The organism is Halomonas sp. GXIMD04776 (assembly GCF_049808615.1).
Classification (GTDB): domain Bacteria; phylum Pseudomonadota; class Gammaproteobacteria; order Pseudomonadales; family Halomonadaceae; genus Modicisalibacter.
Map to the genome: position 1 here is coordinate 26623 of NZ_JBNCAN010000008.1, position 19941 is coordinate 46563.

A 19941-nucleotide genomic window follows, 5' to 3' on the forward strand; every position below is an offset into this window, starting at 1 on the left:
CATTACTTGAGTGAGGGTTTTTATGTCTGTGCACGCAAAGAGTCTGCGACCAAAGCTCTACTTTACGTAAACGTCAACCCTATCTATTCTGCCATTATTATCTTCGATGCCGAGCCATCGCGTGCTCGGCGTACTCCTATAAATAAACGCCCAGATACATCCAGGAGCCACGCCATGTACTCCCCCTACACGCCTCTCGACTTCGGCCTAGATGAAACGCAGACCATGCTGCGCGATCAGGTCAACGCCTTTGCTCGGGACGAAATCGCGCCACGGGCCGCGGACATCGATGCCGAAAACGCCTTCCCCAATGATCTATGGCAGAAGTTTGGCGATATGGGCTTACTTGGCATCACCGTCTCCGAGGAGGATGGCGGTAGCGGCATGGGCTATCTCGCCCACTGCATTGCCATGGAAGAGATATCCCGGGCCAGCGCCTCGGTAGGGCTCTCTTACGGGGCCCATTCGAACTTGTGCGTCAATCAGTTGAAACTCAATGGCAACGCCGAGCAGAAGGCCAAGTACCTGCCCAAGCTGATCAGCGGCGAACACGTCGGTGCCTTGGCGATGTCCGAGCCCGGCGCGGGTTCCGACGTGGTATCGATGAAGCTGCGAGCGGAAAGGAAAGGCGACAAGTACGTCCTCAACGGCAACAAGATGTGGATCACCAATGGTCCTGAAGCCAGCGTGCTGGTGGTCTATGCCAAGACCGATCCCGAAGCCGGTTCCAAGGGCATCACCGCCTTTATCATCGAACGAGATTTCCCCGGCTTCTCCACCGCCCAGAAGCTCGATAAGCTCGGCATGCGCGGCTCCAATACCTGTGAATTGGTATTCGACAACTGCGAGGTGCCCGCCGAGAATGTGCTGGGTGAAGAGAATCGTGGCGCCAAGGTATTGATGAGCGGCCTGGACTTCGAGCGTACCGTGCTAGCCGCCGGCCCCATCGGCATCATGCAGGCGGCACTCGACGTAGTGCTGCCCTACATCCATGAGCGCAAGCAGTTCGACCAATCCATCGGCGAATTCCAGTTGGTGCAGGGCAAGGTGGCGGATATGTACACTACCCTCAACGCCTGTCGCGCCTACCTGTATGCCGTGGCAGCGGCGTGCGATCGCGGTCAAACGTCCAGAAAGGATGCCGCCGGGGTGATCCTGTACTGCGCCGAGAAGGCCACCCAGGTGGCGCTGGATGCCATCCAACTCCTTGGCGGCAACGGCTATATCAACGAATATCCCACCGGGCGCTTGCTACGCGATGCCAAGCTCTACGAGATCGGTGCCGGGACCAGCGAGATACGGCGGATGTTGATTGGCCGCGAACTCTTCAACGAGTCGGCCTAACACGGCAGGAGCCCAATTCATTGGGCGGTAAATGGCGAATCAAGCCATCCATCGCTCGGTAGACCAAGCTCCTGCACCTGGAGACTCAATGTTGATAGCCGAATTCAAGGAATTGCCATGGCCATCCTGCACACCCAGATCAACCCGCGTACCGAGGCGTTCCAGGCGAACGCCGACGCCCTGCGTGCCGAAGTCGACAAGCTGCACACCCTGACCGCTTCGATTTGCCGAGGTGGCGGCGACAAGGCCCGGGAGCGCCACGAGTCTCGGGGTAAACTGTTTGTCCGCGATCGCATCGATCATCTGCTCGATGAGGGCGCACCCTTTCTCGAGATCGGCGCCCTGGCAGCCCACGACGTCTACGAGTCACCGGTACCCGCCGCCGGCGTGGTTGCCGGGATTGGCCGGGTATCCGGCGTCGAATGCGTGATCGTCGCCAACGACGCCACGGTCAAGGGCGGCACCTATTACCCGCTGACGGTAAAGAAGCATCTGCGCGCTCAGGAGATCGCCCGCAAGCATCGTCTGCCCTGCATCTATCTGGTGGATTCCGGCGGTGCCTTCCTGCCCCGACAGGACGAGGTGTTTCCCGACCGCGATCACTTCGGCCGCATCTTCTACAACCAGGCCACCCTCTCCGCCGAGGGCATCCCGCAGATCGCGGTGGTGATGGGCTCCTGCACCGCTGGCGGCGCCTATGTGCCGGCCATGGCAGATGAATCGATCATCGTGCGAGAGCAGGGCACCATCTTCCTCGGCGGCCCGCCCCTGGTGAAGGCCGCCACCGGCGAAACCATCAGCGCCGAGGATCTGGGCGGCGCGGATGTGCATGCCAAGATCAGCGGTGTGGCAGATCACTACGCCGACAACGACGCCCACGCTCTTCAATTGGCCCGCCGAGCGGTGTCGCGGCTCAACTGGCAGAAGCGCGGACAACTGGCGATGAAGGAACCCAAGCCGCCGCGCCTGGATCCCGAAGAGATTTACGGCATCGTCGGCACCGACCTGCGCAAGCCCTATGACGTGCGCGAGGTCATCGGCCGACTGGTCGACGACTCGGACTTCGACGAGTTCAAACGCTACTACGGTGACACCCTGGTCACCGGCTTCGCCCATCTGCACGGCCATCCGGTGGGCATCGTCGCCAACAACGGCGTGCTGTTTTCGGAATCGGCGCAGAAAGGCGCTCACTTCATCGAATTGTGCGCCCAGCGCAAGATTCCTTTGGTCTTTCTGCAGAACATCACTGGCTTCATGGTCGGCTCGAAGTACGAGCAGGAAGGCATCGCCAAGCATGGCGCCAAGCTGGTTACCGCTGTGGCCTGCGCGAAGGTGCCCAAGTTCACGGTACTGATTGGTGGCAGCTTTGGCGCCGGCAACTACGGCATGTGCGGTCGTGCCTATGAACCCAACCTGCTGTTCATGTGGCCCAATGCCCGCATCTCGGTCATGGGTGGCGAACAGGCCGCCAATGTGCTGGCCCAGGTCAAGAGAGAACAGCACGAGCGCCACGGCAGTGAATGGAGCGAGGAGGATGAGGTCGCCTTCAAATCACCGATCCATGAACAGTACGAACACCAGGGGCATCCTTATTACGCAAGCGCTCGATTATGGGACGATGGTGTGATCGACCCCGTTCAAACCCGGGATGTATTGGGGCTGGCGCTGTCCGCTGCCATGAATGCTGAGATAGAAGATACCCGCTTCGGCGTATTCAGAATGTGAGGCCCCATCATGCCTGAGACAACGAGCTATTCCCGACTGCGCATCGACGATCGTGGCGTCGCTTGGCTGACCCTGGATCGCCCCGAGGTGCACAATGCCTTCGACGATGCCCTGATCCACGAACTCAACGATCATCTCGATCGGCTGTTCGAGGCCATCGAGCGCGACGAGGTCCGCGCTCTGGTGCTTGGCTCAGAGGGCAAGCACTTCTCCGCCGGGGCCGACCTGAACTGGATGAAGCGCATGGTCGACTACAGCTTCGAGGACAACCTGAGCGATTCCCGGGAGCTTTCGCGGCTGATGCATCGGCTCGACACGCTGCCCTGCCCCACGTTGTGCCGTGTCCAGGGGGCTGCGTACGGCGGCGCAGTGGGGCTTGCCGCCTGCTGCGATATCGTCGTCGCCTCCGAGGCGGCGCGTTTCTGTCTTTCCGAAGTGAGAATCGGTCTCTCGCCGGCAGTGATCAGCCCTTACGTGCAGCGCGCCATCGGCGAGCGTCAGTTGCGCCGCTATGCGCTCACCGCGGAGGTCATCGACGTCAGCACCGCCCAGGTACTGGGGCTCGTCCACGAGGTGACCGCCAAAGACAAGCTGGACGAGCGCATCGACACTCTTATCGATACGCTACTCGCCACCTCTCCCCAGGCCAGCCGCGCCACCAAGGCATTACTGGCCGACGTTGCCCGGGAACGTGACTCTGACGCCACCCGAGAGCGATGCTGTCAGACCATCAGCGAACTGCGTGTCAGCCGCGAAGGGCAAGAAGGCTTGGAGGCATTTTTCGCCAAGCGTCCGCCGGACTGGAAACCGAGTAACGATCGAAATGAGCAGGACGACAAACAACACAAGGAGCCGCGTTCATGAGCCTTGCCAATGCACCGCTGCCGCTTTCCACGGTGTTGATCGCCAATCGTGGCGAAATTGCCTGCCGGGTGATTCGTACCGCCCGACGTTTGGGCCTGAAAAGCGTGGCGGTCTACTCGGATGCAGACGCCCTGTCCTACCACGTTCGTGAGGCGGACGAAGCAATACGCATCGGCCCTGCTCCTGCCCGGGACAGCTATCTGAATATCGAGGCAGTGATCGAGGCTGCGCAGCGCACCGGTGCCTCGGCCATCCATCCTGGCTACGGTTTCCTCTCCGAGAATGCACAATTCGTAGCAGCCTGCGAACGCTCCGGCATCGTCTTCGTCGGCCCTCCAGCCAGTGCCATCGCCGCCATGGGCGACAAGTCTGCGGCCAAGGCTCGCATGGAAGCCGCCGGCGTACCCCTGGTGCCGGGCTATCATGGCGACAATCAGGACGACGCTGCGCTCAAGGCCGAGGCCGATCATATCGGCTATCCGGTGCTGCTCAAGGCCAGCGCCGGCGGGGGCGGCAAGGGCATGCGGGTGGTCGAACGAGCCGAGGACTTTCAGACTGCCCTCGAGGGTTGCCGGCGCGAATCCCAGGCCGCCTTCGGTGATCAGCGCATGCTGATCGAGAAGTATCTGACCCAGCCCCGCCACGTAGAGGTCCAGGTCTTCTGCGATAGCCATGGCCGCGGTGTCTACCTGTTCGAGCGTGACTGCTCGGTGCAGCGTCGCCATCAGAAGGTCCTCGAAGAAGCGCCGGCACCGGGCATGAACGAGGAACTGCGTCGTGAAATGGGAGAAGCCGCGGTGCGCGCCGCCAGGGAGATCGGCTACGTCGGCGCCGGCACCGTCGAGTTTTTATTAAATGTAGATAACAGCTTCTATTTCATGGAGATGAACACCCGTCTTCAGGTGGAGCACCCGGTGACCGAGATGATCACCGGCGAGGATCTGGTCGAGTGGCAGCTACGGGTGGCCGCTGGCTTGCCACTGCCCAAGAATCAGGAAGAACTGACGATCGATGGTCACGCCTTCGAGGCCCGGCTCTATGCCGAGGACCCTGAGCAGGATTTCCTGCCCGCCACCGGGCGTCTCAAACGCTTCGGCCTGGATCTAGCCGGTGCGGGTCTTGCGGCTTCGCAGGTGCGTCTGGATAGCGGTGTCGAAGCCGGCGACGAGGTCTCGATGCACTACGATCCTATGCTGGCCAAGCTGATCGTGCATGGCGATGACCGCGACCAGGCCCTGGCCACGCTCAACCGCGCTTTGGCGGCGCTGGACGTTTCCGGCGTCACTACCAACCGCGCCTTCCTGCAGCGCCTGGCCAGCCATCCGGCCTTCAAGAAAGCCGAGTTGACCACTCGCTTTATAGAACAGCACGAAGCAGAACTGTTTGCTGCCTCTGCACTCGACGACGAAGCCTATGGCAGCGCCGCCCTGGTCGCCCTCGATCTGTTGCGGCGTGAGTCCCAGGCGGGTTCCCCCTGGGATCGCCGCGATGGCTGGCGATTGAACGCTCCGACTCAGATCCGCATTGCCCTGACGGATTCGGCCCATGCCACCGACGAGGCCGATAGTGCGGCCATCGTTACCGTGTTGGCTGAACGTCACAAGGGCAGCGCCTGGCAATTGCACCTGAATGGCCGCATTCTTGAGGGGCAATTGCAACCCGTGGAAGGTGATGGTGTCGCCATCACCCTCAACGGTCATCGCCGCCGCTGGCTAGCCCGCCGCGACCGTGCCGAGCACGGCGAGGTGCTGGTACTGGGCGATGCCGAGAAGGAAATACGCCTGTTCTGGCGGCGTCTGGACGCCGTCGATCACGGCCATCACGAAATCGACGCCACCCTGACCGCGCCGATGCATGGCACCGTGGTAGCGCTGTTGGTCGAACCGGGTCAGCAAGTGGAAAAAGGCACACCACTGATGGTCATGGAAGCGATGAAGATGGAACACAGCCTGAATGCCCCTGCGAATGGCGTCGTTGACACCTTCCATTTCGCCGCCGGCGATACCGTGGGGCAAGGTGATGAGTTGCTGACGTTCAATGCCGAAGAATGACATGCCACCACGCTAAGCGGCGCCAGGCACAGGTTGAAGCGGAGGTCATTTGCCAGGGAAGGCAAATGTAGCGCCCAGGGAAGGGTTTACAGCGCCTCCGCGAAGACCTGTACCTGGGATAGCCGCCAAGCAAGTCCGACATGATTGGAGATGAACAATGGATTTCCCCCAATCCGTACGGCTGGTCGAAGTCAGCCCGCGGGACGGTCTACAGAACGAGTCCGAACCGATCGATACCGCCACCAAGCTCGAACTGATCGATCGGCTGGGCGCCGCCGGCATTCGCCATATCGAGGCGGCCAGCTTCGTCTCACCCAAGTGGGTGCCGCAGATGGCGGATCATCGCGAGGTGATGAACGGCCTCGAGCGCCGCAACGACGTTACCTACTCCGCCTTGACCCCCAACCTCAAGGGCCTGGAAGCGGCCTTGGAATGCGGCGTCAAGGAAGTCGCAGTGTTCGGTGCCGCGAGCGAAACCTTCTCGCAGAAGAACATCAATTGTTCCGTGGCAGAATCGCTGGAACGCTTCGCTCCGGTGCTGGAACGCGCCAAGGATGTCGGCGTGCGTGTGCGCGGTTATGTCTCCTGCGTACTGGGTTGCCCCTATGAAGGCGAGATAGCGCCGGCCAAGGTCGCGGAGGTCTCGAAGGCCTTGTATGCAATGGGCTGCTACGAAGTATCGCTGGGCGACACCATCGGCACCGGCACCCCGCTCAAGGCCAAGCGCATGCTCGAGGCGGTGGCCAGGGAAATACCCATGGACAAGCTGGCGGCCCACTTCCACGACACCTACGGCCAGGCCATCGTCAATCTCTACGCTGTGCTGGAGGAAGGTGTCGCGGTCATCGACAGCTCCGTCGCCGGTCTGGGTGGCTGCCCCTACGCCAAGGGCGCCTCCGGCAACGTGGCCAGCGAGGACGTGATCTATCTGCTCGATGGGCTGGGAATAGAAAGCGGCATCGACCTGGATCTGCTGGCCGAGACCGGGGATTGGATCACGCAAACCATCCGGCGGCCCAATCGCTCGAAGGTAAGCGTGGCACTGGCCGCCAGGTAATCGCACCGCTGAAAACATCGGCGGGAGAATAACGCGCCCGTCCTCTTTCATCGTGCCGGTTCTGAGTGCCAATAAGGCGGCAAGGCAAGCAAAAACTTAACTCACTATCGGCCTGGCCACGGCCAGACAGGACGCTCGGTTGCCGTGATGAGACAGGAAGACGAACTCCTCGAGTTCCAGGCCGGCGGCACGAAGCTGGGCCTTGAACGCCTCTTCGTAGGTCACGCGTCCAAAATCGATGCTCGTCACTCGCTTGAGTACGGGCTTTAAACGTTCCATCCAGCGAGAAGGTCGCTTCTGGATGGTTTGCGTGAAGAATATCCGCCCGCCCGGGCACAAGAGCCCCCGGCAATGCCGCAACGCCCGACCGGGTTCGGGCAGCAGCATGAAGCTTGCCGAGAAGTAAACGGCATCATAGGGCCCGCCATGATGATCGTAGATCGACTCGAGTCGCACCTCCGCGTGGTCAGACAAGGCGGAGGCTGTCAGCCTTCGTCTGGCGCTTTTTATGTAATCGGCGTCTATATCGATGCCCGTCACCTGTAGGTCTTTACGCTTGACCGTCGCGGCATTGGCAGCCAGCGCGCCCGCCGTGCCGATGCCCACATCCAGCACGGTGGTACCTTCAGGCATACGCATCAGCACTTCCGCGTACCACCGGGAAGTGAGCTTGAGGATAGGGGTGTCGTATATAAAACTGCGCATCACGGTTCCTCGACCGTTTCAATCCAGACGTGGCGCTCCGCTCGGTCGACGGTCGCGAGGGCTAGCGTAGTCCATGGCTCTACCCTCTCAGCTCGGCAGATACTCCCGACTCCAGCGTTCACTGACGACCCCGGACGCCATCATACTGTCGATCGCGGCTTCGTCGTAGCCCAGTTCGCGCAGCACTTCCCGGGTCGAAGCGCCATACTGCTGCGCCGGCTCGAGCGCGTAGATCTTGCCGCGCGTGGGGCGAATCGCATAGGGATCGAGTTGGGTGACCACGTGGCCGCTCGGATGATCCTCGAAGACCGAGAAGGAATAGCTGCCCCGATCGGTGCCTGGCGTGCCATCGGCAGGATGGCTGTTGTAGGCGCGAATCGTGTCCAGGTTCTCACACACCGCCGCAGCGACGCCGCACTGCTGCAAGCGGTGGACCCAATCCCCGGCATCCGCGCCGATAAAGGCATTGGCCAGAAAGGCCGCCCGGCCTTCCTTGGGGACTTCGGCGAACCCTTCCAACCCCTCGACCCTGTCGATGTGCTCGACATCCGCTTCATAGGCACTCAGCAGGACATAGTTGCCGGATGAGGTGTAGTAGAAGCGTGACAGCTCATCGAAGCCGTTGCACTCCCGCCCGGCCGGCTCATCGAACAGCCCGCGCCGCTCATAGTCGTAGCAGAAGGGCATTTGCGCGAGGCCACTCAGCGCCGCCAGAGAGGTGCGTGGCCGTCCGACCCGCCCGGTCTTGAGCTTCTGGTAAAGCGCGGCGGCGATGCCCAATGAGCCGCCGAAACCACACATCACGTCGATCGTGCCGACATGAGCATGTTCCTCCGGGGTGTCCATCTCCCCCCCGAAGCGCAGCATGATGCCGGTGGTGGCCTGCACCAGGTCATCGTAGCCCAGGTAGTTGGTACGCGGCCCCGGGCGAACGCCACTGAAGCAATCCAGCTGGCAGAATATCGCCTCGGGATTGAGCGATCGTAGCCCCTGGGCATCCAGGCCCGTCGCCTTGACCTGACGGTCGGTGGCATTCCAGACGATCACATCGGCGGATTCGACCAGCTTCTCGAAGATCTCGCGGCCCTCGGGGGCGTTGATATCGGTCAGCACCGAGCGCTTGCCGCGCAGGTGCGACATGCCGAAGATCACCGTGTTCCAGCAATCATAGAACGGCTTGGAGGGGTCGAGCTTGATGACCTCCGCCCCGAAGCGGGCGAGATAGGCCACCGAATGCGGGCCGGCGATCACGTTGCACAGATCGAGAATGCGCACCCCCTGAAGCCAGCCGTCCCGGGCATTCTTGGCGCGCACCCGCGGCAGCTTGGTCTCGATGGCCGTGAGACTTCTCAGCGCCGTGTCGAAATCCACCCAGCGTCGCGGCTGCGGCGCCAGCATCTCTTCGCCGCTCTCCTCGAGCCACACCATCGGACCCGGCTGAATCATCGTGCCGAACTCCGGGTCCTCGACCTCGATCATCAAGCCTGCCGTCTCGGCATGATCGTCATGCATCCATTCCTGCAGCCAGCGCTGAGGGGCACCGGGAAACTTGCCGCGCCCGAAGATGCGCTCCCACTCCTTGGCGGTGCGGGTGATGAAGACCTCCTTCATGCGCGCGGCGATCCTGTCGGCCCAGAACTTGGGCAGCGGATAGACGCCGAGCGATACGTCGGAGGTCCACTCGCTGACCGGCAGGTAAGTGTCCTCCTCCTCGCGCAGTCCCTCGGCAACCAGCTCGTCGTAGATACCCAGGGTCTTGAGACAGCGTTTGGCGTGGGACTTGTGGCTCGGGCAGACGACATAGAACTGGCGCCCATCCTTGCACTTGTAGCTGCGGTAGAACGGGTCGAGCAGTTCCTGCAGCTCGTCGTAGCTCAGGTTCATCGGCAGACCCTCGATCCGCCGGCGCTCGATCTCCTGCTCGCGCTGGGTCTTGTAGCGCTCCGGGTAGTCGTCGATCTTGATCGAGTTGTAGCAGAGTCCTTCCATGACCGCCGCGACCAGCGGCACCTCGACCTGATCGCCAAGGCCGGTGCGCTCCCGTGCCTGCAACGCCAGCACCACCGCCGAGGCGGCCAGCATCGAACCATAGGCGGAGGCCAGGGGCAGCGGCGAGAAGGAAGGATTGACCCCCATCAGCACCCGATTGAGGCCCATGTCGGTGAAGACGCCCGAGTTGGCCGCAATCACGCTCTCGAAGGCTCGCCAATCGCGGCGCAACTCGTCATTGGAAGCAAACCCCGGGATCGAGAGGGTAATCAATTCCGGTCGTGCCTCTCGCAGTTGATGGAAGTCGAGGCCGAGTCGCGCCATCACCCCCGGGCGAAAGCTCTCGATCACGATATCCGCTTCCTCGATCAGGGCCTGGGCCTGCTCGAGACCTTCGGCGGTCTTGAGATCGATCGACACGATCAGCTTGTTGCGGTTCAGCGTGGCATTGGCGGGCGTCGTCCACAGGGGCCCATCGGGTGAGTCGACATGAACGACCGTGGCGCCAATATCCGCCAGGATCATCGCCACGGCGGGCCCGGCCATGTACTGGCCGAAGTCGATGACCTTGACGCCTATCAGCGGCAGCGTGGAGTGAGGGTTGCCAGGCATATGTCTCTCCATTGTCATCCGTCCGCGATGATCCAGCGCGCGGCCTTTTCCGCGATCATCAGCGTGGGCGAGTTGGTGTTGCCACTGGTGATCGTCGGCATGATGCTGGCGTCGACCACCCGCAGACCTTCAATGCCCCGCACCTTCAGTCGCGGATCGAGCACGGCGAAGGGATCGTCGTCACGGCCCATCTTCGCCGTGCCCACCGGGTGGAAGATGGTGCTCGCGATATCACCGGCCAGCTTGGTCAGTTCCTCGTCGGTCTGATACTGGATACCCGGTCGCCATTCCTCGGGCTTGTATTTAGCAAGCGCGGGCTGGGCCACGATCTCGCGCACCTGGCGCAGGCTGGCGGCCGCCTCCCGGCGATCCTCGTCGGTGCTCAGATAATTCGGCGCGATCAGTGGCGGATCGTCGCAGCGGTTCGAGCGAATCCGCACCGTGCCGCGGCTGGTGGGATTGAGGTTGCATACGCTGGCGGTAAAGGCGGGGAACTTGTGCAGCCCCTCGCCGAAGGCGTCCAGGCTGAGCGGCTGGACGTGATACTCCAGGTTGGCATGCACAAGACTCGGGTCGGAGCGGGTAAAGGCGCCAAGCTGGCTCGGCGACATGCTCATCGGCCCGGATCGACGCAGCATGTATTCAAGGCCGATCCTGGCCTTGCCGAACAGGCTGCTGGTGAGCACATTGAGCGTCTTTACGTTTTGCACCTTGAACACGGCGCGGATCTGCAGATGATCCTGCAGGTTCTCGCCAACCCCCGGCGCGTCAAGCACCACCTCGATGCCCTGGGCCTCGAGCAGCGCCGCCGGACCGACACCGGAAAGCTGCAGGATCTGCGGTGATCCGACGGCCCCGGCAGACAGAATGACTTCATTGTTGGCCCGCACGGTCACCGCATCGCCGCTTTTGCCACTCTCGCCGCTCTTGCCACCCCGACGCACGATGGCACCCACGCAGCGAGTACCGCCTTCTCCCGTCGACTCGAACACTAAACGCTCGACCTGGGCACCGGTCCAGACGGTCAGATTCGACCTGTCTCTGATCGGTCGCAAGAACGCCTTCGAGGTGTTCCAGCGCCAGCCCGAACGCTGGTTGACCTCGAAATAGCCTACACCGGTATTGTCGCCCGTGTTGAAGTCCTCGGTGCGCTCGAAACCTGCTTCACCGGCGGCGGCGGCAAAGGCTTCAAGAATCTCCCAGCTCAGCCGCTGTTTCTCGACCCGCCACTCGCCGCCATTGCCATGCAACGCCGAAAAGCGATCGCCATTCTTCGTTTCGGGGGAAGCCCCTCCATCCAGGCGGTAATGATCCTCATGCGCCATGAAATCGGGCAGTGAGTTTTGCCAATTCCAGGCGTCATCCCCGGTCAGTTTGGCCCACTGGTCATAGTCCCGAGCCTGGCCGCGCATGTAGATCATGCCGTTGATCGAGGAGCAACCGCCCAGGGTCTTGCCGCGCGGATAGCGCAACGAGCGTCCGTTGAGCCCCGCATCCGGCTCGGTCTGATAGAGCCAGTCGGTGCGCGGATTGCCGATGCAATAGAGATACCCCACTGGAATGTGAATCCAGGGGTAATTGTCTTTCTGGCCAGCTTCAAGCAGCAGGACTCGTTTCGAGGAATCCTTGCTCAGCCGGTTGGCCAGCAGACAGCCGGCAGTACCGGCCCCCACGATGATGTAATCGAAGGCATCGTGTGGCATGGCATTGACCTCCGTCAGCGGGACGCCCCGAGTCAGGCGGCTGCTGACTCGGGAGTATTGTTATTGCAATCGAATGGAGGCCGTTGGCTCACTGCTTTGCGGCCCAGGCAGCCCGTGCAGCGTGCAGCTTCTTGTAGCTCTCGATCAGCCGCTGATGCCGGTCGATGCCCTCCAGCTTCATGCTGGTGGGGGTCAGGCCAGAAAAGCGTACCTCGCCGCTCACCGACCCCACCACGGCGTCCATGGTCTCGTCGCCGAACATGCGCCTCAGGTTGTAAAGGTAGTCGTCCAGCGTCAGGTCGTCATCCAGGGTAATTTCCAGCACGGCCTGCATCGCCTGATAGAAAAGCCCCCGGGCGACGGTGTTGTCGTTGAACTGCAGGAACATCTCGACCCGCTCAAGCGCTTCCTCCAACTGCTGCAGTGCCAGATCGATGAGCAGCTTCAACTCCAGGATGGTGAGCTCGGACCACACGGTGTTGTCGTCGAACTCAATGCCGATCAGGGTCACGATCTTCATCTGTTCGTCGAGTTCGCTTTCCTCCAGACGCTCGAGCAACGCGGCCAACTGCGCATCATCCAGCGCGTGCAGATTGAGGATGTCCTCGCGGAAATTCAGCGCCATGTTGGTGTTGTCCCAGACCAGATCCTCCACGGGATACACCTCGGAATACCCCGGCACCAGGATACGACACACCGGCGCGCCCAGGTCTTCATGGACGGCCATGTAGGCTTCCAGGCCCATCTCCTCGAGAATGCCGAACAGGGCTGCGGCTTCTTCCTCGTTGGTGCCCGTGAAGTCCCACTCGCAGAACTCAATATCCTGCTTCGCACTGAAGAAGCGCCAGGAAACCACCCCGGAGGAGTCGATGAAGTGTTCGACGTAGTTGTTCGGCTCGGACACCGCCTGGGAGTTGAAGGTGGGCGGCGGCAGATCGTTCAGGCCTTCGAAGCTGCGCCCCTGCAGCAGCTCGGTGAGACTGCGCTCTATCGCCACCTGGAGGCTGGGGTGCGCACCGAAGCAGGCAAAGACGCCGCCGGTCTTCGGGTTCATCACGGTGACGGAGGCCACCGGGAACCGCCCCCCGAGGGAGGCATCCTTGACCAGCACCGGGAAGCCCTGGGCTTCCAGCGCCTCGATGCCCTCGACAATGTCGGGATATTTCGCCAGTACCGCCGGAGGCACGTCGGGTAGCACGATCTCTTCTTCGATGATCTGCTTCTTCACCGCCCGCTCGAAGATCTCCGAGAGGCACTGCACCTGGGCCTCCGCCAGGGTGTTGCCGGCGCTCATGCCGTTGCTGAGGTAGAGGTTCTCGATCAGGTTGGAGGGAAAGTACACCGTTTCGCCGTCGGACTGGCGCAGGAAAGGCAAGGAGACGATGCCGCGAGCCACCTTGCCGGAGTTGGTATCGATGAGATGCGAGCCGCGCAGCTCCCCGTCCGGATCATAGATCGCCCGGCAATGGTCATCGAGAATACCCGCCGGCAGCTCGTCCTTCGGCCCGGGCTGGAACCACTCCTCGTTGGGATAGTGAACGAAGACACTATTGGCGATCTCCTCGCCGAAGAACTGATCGTTGTAGAAGAAGTTGCAGCTCAGGCGTTCGAGGAACTCGCCCAGCGCCGAGCACAGCGCGGCCTCCTTGGTGGCGCCCTTGCCGTTGGTGAAGCACATTGGTGAGGCGGCATCGCGAATATGCAGCGACCACACGTGGGGCACGATGTTGCGCCAGGAAGCGATCTCGATCTTCATGCCGAGGGCCTCGAGCATCGCCGTCATGTTGGCAATGGTCTGCTCCAGCGGCAGGTCCTTGCCTTCGATCCAGGTATTTTCACCCTCCACGGTGCCACTCATCAGCAGCGCCTGGGCATCCTCGTCGATGTTATCGACTACTTCGATCTGGAACTCCGGGTTATTCTGGATCACCCGCTTCACCGAACAGCGCTCGATGGAGCGAAGAATGCCGGTGCGATCCTTGTCGGAGAGATCCGCGGGCAGCTCGATCTGGATCCTGAAGATCTGGTTGTAGCGGTTCTCCGGGTCGACGATGTTGTTCTGGGACAGCCGGATGTTCTCGGTGGGAATGTCCCGGGCGTTGCAATAGACCCGCACGAAGTAGGCGGCACACAGCGCCGAGGAGGCCAGGAAGTAGTCGAACGGCCCCGGCGCGGAGCCGTCGCCCTTGTAGCGGATCGGTTGATCGGTGATGACGGTGAAGTCGTCGAACCTGGCTTCCTGGCGCAGGTTGTCGAGATAATTGACCTTGATTTCCATGGAGAAGAGCCGGGTTGGTGACTGTCGGCGCCGTAGGCGAGTGGCCGGCCATTATCCCGGTTTTGTCGCCCGGCGTCTTGGGTGGCGGGCGAAAATCCAGTCGATTCACAATGGTCACGTCCGCCCCGAGCAATGCAAACTCCAAAGACGTGCAGACAAAGGCACCCGCAGCTGCGCCTGGCTAGCTATTCTCCAGCATGTAAGCCCGAAGCTGTCGTTCCTCTCTCATGACGTAGAGGATAAGCACACGGCTCTCATCTTCACGATAAAAAATGCGACAGGGCGGCACGACCACTTCCCTGTAAACGGACTCAGGCAGTTCCGGTGGGATTCGTCCAGACAGAGGAAAATCTTCCAAACGCTCAGTCTTGTCGAAAACTTCCTCGACCAAATGGCTGGCCGCTGCAGGGTTATCCAGCGCAATGTACTCAGCGATGGCGTCCAGTTGCTGAAGGGCTGGCTCCGTCCAGACTACGTCAGCCATTTACGCATTTTCACCCTGGCTTCACTCTGGGTGCACGTTCTTCCCTCGAGTACGGCACGCTCCCCTCGTGAAAGCCCTTCCAGCAGCTCAAGCCGACGTTGCATGAACTCGTAATCTTGAACATCAACGAGATAGGCGGAAGGCTGACCGTGCTCAGTAATCAGCACCGGCTCTTTCGACGAATGCAGGTCTGCCAAAATTTTTGTGGCTTGACGCTTGAGGTTCGTAACAAGCTCAACTTTCACGGCTCACCCTGAATCAGACTAGTAGTGATACTATAGTATCACTCTTTAGGTGGAGCAATGACAGCTTATAGCGCCCGATTCACACGCCAATTTGCGCCGATAATTATCGGGCGCTACGTAAAAAGAGGCATTACGACCAGAAAAACCGCTGACTTAATCATCGCAACGTTGTTAATTGGATTGTTAAGTTTTCAACACTCGTTTCTAGCTGCATCAGGTTATTTCTAAATTCTCTGTACTCATTCGAACCCTTACTTCCCTTAAGGAAGCTCAGCGAATACTCAAGACACCTCTCACATGACTTTCTTGAACGCCTCGGCGTCCTTGTCGCTGAAGAAGCACAGGGTCACGTCAAGCTCGTGTCGCGGTAATTCCTCTGCCAGCACGCTGAGCACCACCTTCGCCGCCTCGTCGAAGGGATAGCCATAAATGCCGGTGGAGATCGCCGGGAAGGCGATGCTGCGACAGTCATGTTCGTCGGCCAGCGCCAGGGCGTTGCGGTAGCAGTTGGCGAGCAGGTGCGACTTGTCCTTGGTCTTGGCGTAGACCGGGCCCACGGTGTGGATCACGTAGCGCGCCGGCAACTTGAAGCCGTCGGTCAGGGCGACCTCGCCGTCCGGCAGGCCGTCGGGCCAGTCGGTGTTGCGCAAATGCTGGCAGGCCTGCTTGAGTTCGGGGCCGGCGGCGCGGTGAATGGCGCCGTCCACGCCCCCGCCCCCCATCAGCGAATGGTTGGCGGCATTGACGATGGCGTCCACCTCGAGCTGGGTGATGTCGCCGACGATCACGCTGACCCGGCGCGTGAGCAGATCCTTATCCATCGTTCCTCCTGATATTTGCCCGAATCATGTTTACTTACCATCGAGCGTAGCAGCTGCGACGCGCGGTGATTACTCGATAATCGGCGACCCGACGCGTCCAGTGGATCAACAACCTTCGGGACGCTGGTGAACCCGGATCGGCTGACCTATGATCGTCGGTTTCGATTAACCTCTGGACCGGCCATGCAAGCCCATCTCGAACAACGCGCCCTGAAGATTTCCATCGCCATGACCCTGGTAGTGGCCGGCCTGGGTATCACTCTCGGCTTGCTGGCGGGCTCGCAGTCCATCTTGTTCGACGGCGTGTTTTCCAGCATCGACGCCACCATGTCGGTGCTGGCGCTCTGGGTCTCGCGACTTGCCCAGCGCGAGGTCAATCAGCGCTTCCAGCATGGCTACTGGCATTTCGAACCGATGGCAGCGGCATTCAATGGCGCCATCCTGATGCTGCTGTGCTTCTATGCCTTTCTCAATGCGGTGCAAGGACTGATGGAAGGTGGACGCGAACTTGCCTTTGGCATGGCGATTGCCTATGCGGTGCTGGTGGCAACGGCCTGCTTCTCCATGTATGTGTTCGAGAGTCGCCTCAATCGAGAGGCGGATTCCGAGTTCGTGCGTATCGATATCCAGGGCTGGCTGATGGCCGCGTTGATCACCTCTGCCCTATTGGTGGCTTTCGCCATTGCCTGGCTGCTGGAGGGTACCGCTCTCTCGCACTGGACTCCCTATGTGGATTCGCTGCTCTTGGCGGTGCTGACGCTATGCTTCATGCCGGTCCCTATTGGTATTGTGCGCCGCGCCCTGAAAGAGGTGTTTCTGATTGCACCGAGTCACCTCGACCGGGAAGTTCACGACGCCATGCAACAGGTGATGCAACGCGACGGTCTACTCAACTACTACAGCCATGTCGCCAAGACCGGCCGGGGCTACTTCATCGAGATTCACATCGTCACTCAACCGGACTTTGCCAGTGGGCGCGGAATGAGCATGCTCGACGAAATCCGTGAGGAAATCGCCCTGCAGTTGAGCGCCCCTCCGGAACGGCGCTGGTTTACCGTGGCCTTCACCGCCGATCCACGCTGGGCCTGAACATGCTCTTTTAGACGAGCACTGGTAATGTCCTTATTCAGTACGCCCTTTTCGTTGCCCGAGAGACATGATGACCCCTCGTCCCAATCCACGTATCCTGCTGCGCCTACTGGCGCTACTGCGCCCCTATCGATGGCGGCTAGTAGGTGCCGGCGCCGCCCTGCTGGTGGCCTCGGGCAGCGTGCTGTTGCTGGGTCAGGGGCTGCGCCTGGTCATCGATCAGGGTTTCATGGCGGAAGATGTCTCCAGCCTCAATCAGGCCTTGGCCGGGCTCCTGGGTGTGGTCGTCGTGCTGGCGATCGCCTCGGCGGCACGTTATTACCTGGTGACCTGGATCGGCGAACGCCTGGCGGCGGATCTACGTCGTCAGGTGTTTGACCATCTTCTGACCCTGGAACCGGACTTCTTCGAAAACAGCTTGAAGGGAAGCGGCGGTGCCGGCGAGATTCAGTCGCGCCTGACAGCGGATACCAGCGTGTTGCAGAGCCTGTTCGGTTCTTCCCTGTCGGTGGCCCTGCGCAATCTGCTGATGCTGATCGGAGCGGTTATCTTGATGCTGATCACACAGCCCTGGCTCAGTGCGCTGGTGTTGTTGGGCATTCCCGCCACGGTGCTGCCGATCCTGTGGTTCGGCCGTCGCGTACGCCGGCTCTCGCGCCATAGTCAGGACCGTATCGCCGAGCTGGGGCGTTACGCCGGTGAGGCATTGGGTGGCATTCGCACCCTGCAGGCCTTTGGCCACGAAGACGAGGACAGGCGTGTCTACGGACAGCGCGTGGAATCGGCCTTCGCGGTGGCCGTGGCGCGTACGCGCCAGCGCGCCTGGTTGACCGGCATCGCCATGCTGGTAGTGTTCACCGCCGTCGCTTTCATGCTCTGGCAAGGCGGTCATGCGGTGCTGGCGGGTGAAATGAGCGCCGGCGAATTATCGGCGTTCGTATTCTATGCGGTGCTGGCGGCCGGCGCCGTGGCGGCGCTCGCGGAAGTGGCCGGTGATGTTCAGCGAGCCTCCGGCGCTGCGGAGCGTTTGCTCGAATTGCTGGATGCGACGGCGAATATACAGGCGCCTGCAACTCCCCGCACCCTAGCGTATCCACTACGCGGCGAGATCGTCGCCCAGGGCCTGTGTTTCGCCTACCCCAGCCGCCCGGACACACCGGTTCTTGCAGACATCGACATTCATATTCGCCCCGGTGAACGCATCGCGCTGGTCGGCCCCTCTGGTGCCGGCAAGAGTACACTTTTGCAACTGCTGCTGCGTTTCTATGATCCCAGTGAAGGCCAGCTATTTCTCGATGGGGTGGATCTTCGCGATCTCGATCCCGCCGAATTGCGCCAGGCCATCGGATTGGTCGCCCAGGAACCGGTGCTGTTCAGTGGGAGCGCTGCTGACAATATTCGCTATGGGGTGCCGGAAGCCAGCGATACGGAGGTCATTCAGGCCGCTCGGGATGCCAATGCACTGGAGTTCATCCAGGCCTTGCCCAATGGCTTCGACAGTTATCTGGGGCCGGGTGGCGTACAGCTGTCCGGTGGCCAGCGTCAACGCCTGGCGATCGCTCGGGCACTGCTACGCGATCCCGCCGTGCTGCTGCTCGACGAGGCGACCAGTGCCCTGGATGCGGAAAGTGAGCGGCTGGTACAGGAGGCGCTGGATCGACTGATGGTGGGTCGTACCAGCCTCGTGGTGGCCCATCGTTTGGCGACCGTAGTCGCCGCGGATCGTCTGCTGGTCTTCGATCATGGTCGACTGGTCGGCGTCGGCACTCATGCGCAATTACTCGAGAGCAATTCGCTCTATCGCCATCTGGCCAGCCTGCAATTCGACCTCGAGGCACGCAACACCGATAGTTACCCGAATACGGAGACATACCAATGACCTCACCTCGCCTCGGTTTCATCGGTATCGGCCTGATGGGCGAGCCTATGACGCATCGCCTGCTGGAGGCCGGCTTCAGCGTCACGGTATTCAATCGTAGCCTCGACAAGACCCGCAGAGTCGAGGCCGCCGGCGCCCGGGTGGCCGCCTCGATTGCCGAACTCGTCGATGAGGTCGACGTGATCATGCTGTGTCTGGCCAATACCGCCGTGGTCGAGGAGGTCGTATTCGGCGAGGAAGGCGTCGCCGCCCATGCCCGCCACGGCCAAACGATCGTGGATTTTTCCAGCAGCGATCCCGCCGCGACCCGGGATTTCGCCTCACGCCTGCAAACCGAATGCAACATACGCTGGGTCGATGCCCCGGTCTCTGGGGGCGTGGCCGGTGCCGAATCGGGAAGCCTTGCGATCATGTGCGGCGGCGAGACCGGCGATATCGAGGCGCTGCGTCCACTCCTCGGCTCCCTGGCATCCCGGGTGACCCACATGGGGTCGGTGGGCAGCGGCCAGGTGACCAAGGTGTGCAATCAGATGGTCGTCGGCTGTAATGTACTGGTGATCGCAGAGATGATGGCCCTGGCGGAGGCCAGCGGTGTCGATGCCGCACGAATTCCCGAGGCGCTCGGCGGCGGTTTCGCGGATTCCAAACCGTTTCAGCTTCTTGCGCCGCGAATGGCTGCGGCTAATTTTGCCGCACCCCCCTGGCATGTGCGCACCCTGCTCAAGGATCTCGACATGGCGGTGGCTCAGAGCCAACGTAGCGCCAGCGCCGTTCCCATGAGCAGCCTCGCGGTGCAGCTGTTTCGACAGCATGCCGGTCAGGGTTATGCGGAGTGCGATCCGGCAACCTTGATCGAGCGCTATCGCCTCTCATCGACGAAATCGAGTGAGTGATCGATGCGACTTTTATGATTTTTTGCGTAACAAGTATTCAAGACGGGTTAGTCGAGGCCGATAATAGCCTCGAAAACGACAACAGCGATGCTTGTTCATTCCGTTCGACAGCGATGGATCATGCGGCTCATACCATTCAAGATTCTTTTTTATCGACATACACTTTCGATTCTGGCATGCCTGCTATTCATTGCAGGTGTTG

General features: G+C 61.2%; 15 protein-coding genes. 8 read left to right on the plus strand and 7 right to left on the minus strand.

The annotated features are described in order from the left end of the window. Positions 1-174 precede the first annotated feature (174 nt). From ACPF7Z_RS06960 to ACPF7Z_RS06980, 5 genes are all read left to right on the plus strand, one after another. Positions 175-1344, plus strand: coding sequence for an isovaleryl-CoA dehydrogenase (locus ACPF7Z_RS06960; protein WP_425192525.1), 1170 nt, complete (start codon positions 175-177; stop codon positions 1342-1344). 117 nt (positions 1345-1461) lie between these two features. Then, complete coding sequence (locus ACPF7Z_RS06965) at positions 1462-3069, plus strand: carboxyl transferase domain-containing protein (RefSeq protein WP_425192526.1); 1608 nt, start codon at positions 1462-1464, stop codon at positions 3067-3069. Between the two features lie 9 nt (positions 3070-3078). After that, entirely contained in the window at positions 3079-3933 is an 855-nt protein-coding gene (locus ACPF7Z_RS06970; RefSeq protein ID WP_425192527.1) for an enoyl-CoA hydratase-related protein, read from the plus strand. Further along, on the plus strand, positions 3930-5984 hold the full coding sequence (locus tag ACPF7Z_RS06975) for an acetyl/propionyl/methylcrotonyl-CoA carboxylase subunit alpha (RefSeq protein ID WP_425192528.1): 2055 nt from the start codon (positions 3930-3932) through the stop codon (positions 5982-5984). The genes ACPF7Z_RS06970 and ACPF7Z_RS06975 overlap by 4 nt, the downstream gene beginning before the upstream one ends. A gap of 157 nt (positions 5985-6141) precedes the next feature. Beyond that, entirely contained in the window at positions 6142-7041 is a 900-nt protein-coding gene (locus ACPF7Z_RS06980; RefSeq protein WP_425192529.1) for a hydroxymethylglutaryl-CoA lyase, read from the plus strand. 96 nt (positions 7042-7137) lie between these two features. On the opposite strand, the gene ACPF7Z_RS06985 is transcribed toward ACPF7Z_RS06980, so the two are convergent. From ACPF7Z_RS06985 to ACPF7Z_RS07015, 7 genes are all read right to left on the minus strand, one after another. Next, the gene (locus ACPF7Z_RS06985; protein ID WP_425192530.1) at positions 7138-7746 is read right to left on the minus strand and encodes a class I SAM-dependent methyltransferase; all 609 of its coding nucleotides are present in this window, start codon (positions 7744-7746) and stop codon (positions 7138-7140) included. Positions 7747-7833: 87 nt separating this feature from the next. Next, positions 7834-10347: a CoA transferase gene (locus ACPF7Z_RS06990; RefSeq protein WP_425192531.1), complete on the minus strand. Its 2514-nt coding sequence runs from the start codon at positions 10345-10347 to the stop codon at positions 7834-7836. 14 nt (positions 10348-10361) lie between these two features. Then, a complete protein-coding gene (locus ACPF7Z_RS06995; protein ID WP_425192532.1) occupies positions 10362-12050 on the minus strand; it encodes a GMC family oxidoreductase in 1689 nt (562 codons plus the stop codon). A gap of 88 nt (positions 12051-12138) precedes the next feature. Then, positions 12139-14328: an OsmC domain/YcaO domain-containing protein gene (locus tag ACPF7Z_RS07000; protein WP_425192533.1), complete on the minus strand. Its 2190-nt coding sequence runs from the start codon at positions 14326-14328 to the stop codon at positions 12139-12141. 181 nt (positions 14329-14509) lie between these two features. Beyond that, positions 14510-14812, minus strand: a complete 303-nt coding sequence (locus tag ACPF7Z_RS07005; protein WP_425192534.1) for a type II toxin-antitoxin system RelE/ParE family toxin — start codon at positions 14810-14812, stop codon at positions 14510-14512. Continuing rightward, positions 14800-15057 carry a type II toxin-antitoxin system Phd/YefM family antitoxin gene (locus tag ACPF7Z_RS07010; RefSeq protein WP_425192535.1) on the minus strand — a complete coding sequence of 86 codons (258 nt, stop codon included), beginning with the start codon at positions 15055-15057 and terminating at the stop codon, positions 14800-14802. The genes ACPF7Z_RS07005 and ACPF7Z_RS07010 overlap by 13 nt, the downstream gene beginning before the upstream one ends. Before the next feature lie 293 nt (positions 15058-15350). Further along, positions 15351-15878 (minus strand): O-acetyl-ADP-ribose deacetylase, encoded by a 528-nt coding sequence (locus tag ACPF7Z_RS07015; protein ID WP_425192536.1) that lies wholly within the window; start codon positions 15876-15878, stop codon positions 15351-15353. A gap of 183 nt (positions 15879-16061) precedes the next feature. Between ACPF7Z_RS07015 and ACPF7Z_RS07020 the strand changes: the two genes are divergently transcribed. The 3 genes from ACPF7Z_RS07020 (at position 16062) to ACPF7Z_RS07030 (ending at position 19739) form a co-directional block, all read left to right on the plus strand. Beyond that, positions 16062-16967, plus strand: coding sequence for a cation diffusion facilitator family transporter (locus ACPF7Z_RS07020; RefSeq protein WP_425192537.1), 906 nt, complete (start codon positions 16062-16064; stop codon positions 16965-16967). Positions 16968-17037: 70 nt separating this feature from the next. Beyond that, positions 17038-18846 carry an ABC transporter transmembrane domain-containing protein gene (locus ACPF7Z_RS07025; protein ID WP_425192538.1) on the plus strand — a complete coding sequence of 603 codons (1809 nt, stop codon included), beginning with the start codon at positions 17038-17040 and terminating at the stop codon, positions 18844-18846. Continuing rightward, the gene (locus tag ACPF7Z_RS07030; RefSeq protein ID WP_425192539.1) at positions 18843-19739 is read left to right on the plus strand and encodes an NAD(P)-dependent oxidoreductase; all 897 of its coding nucleotides are present in this window, start codon (positions 18843-18845) and stop codon (positions 19737-19739) included. Before ACPF7Z_RS07025 ends, ACPF7Z_RS07030 begins: the two co-directional genes overlap by 4 nt. Positions 19740-19941 lie beyond the last annotated feature (202 nt).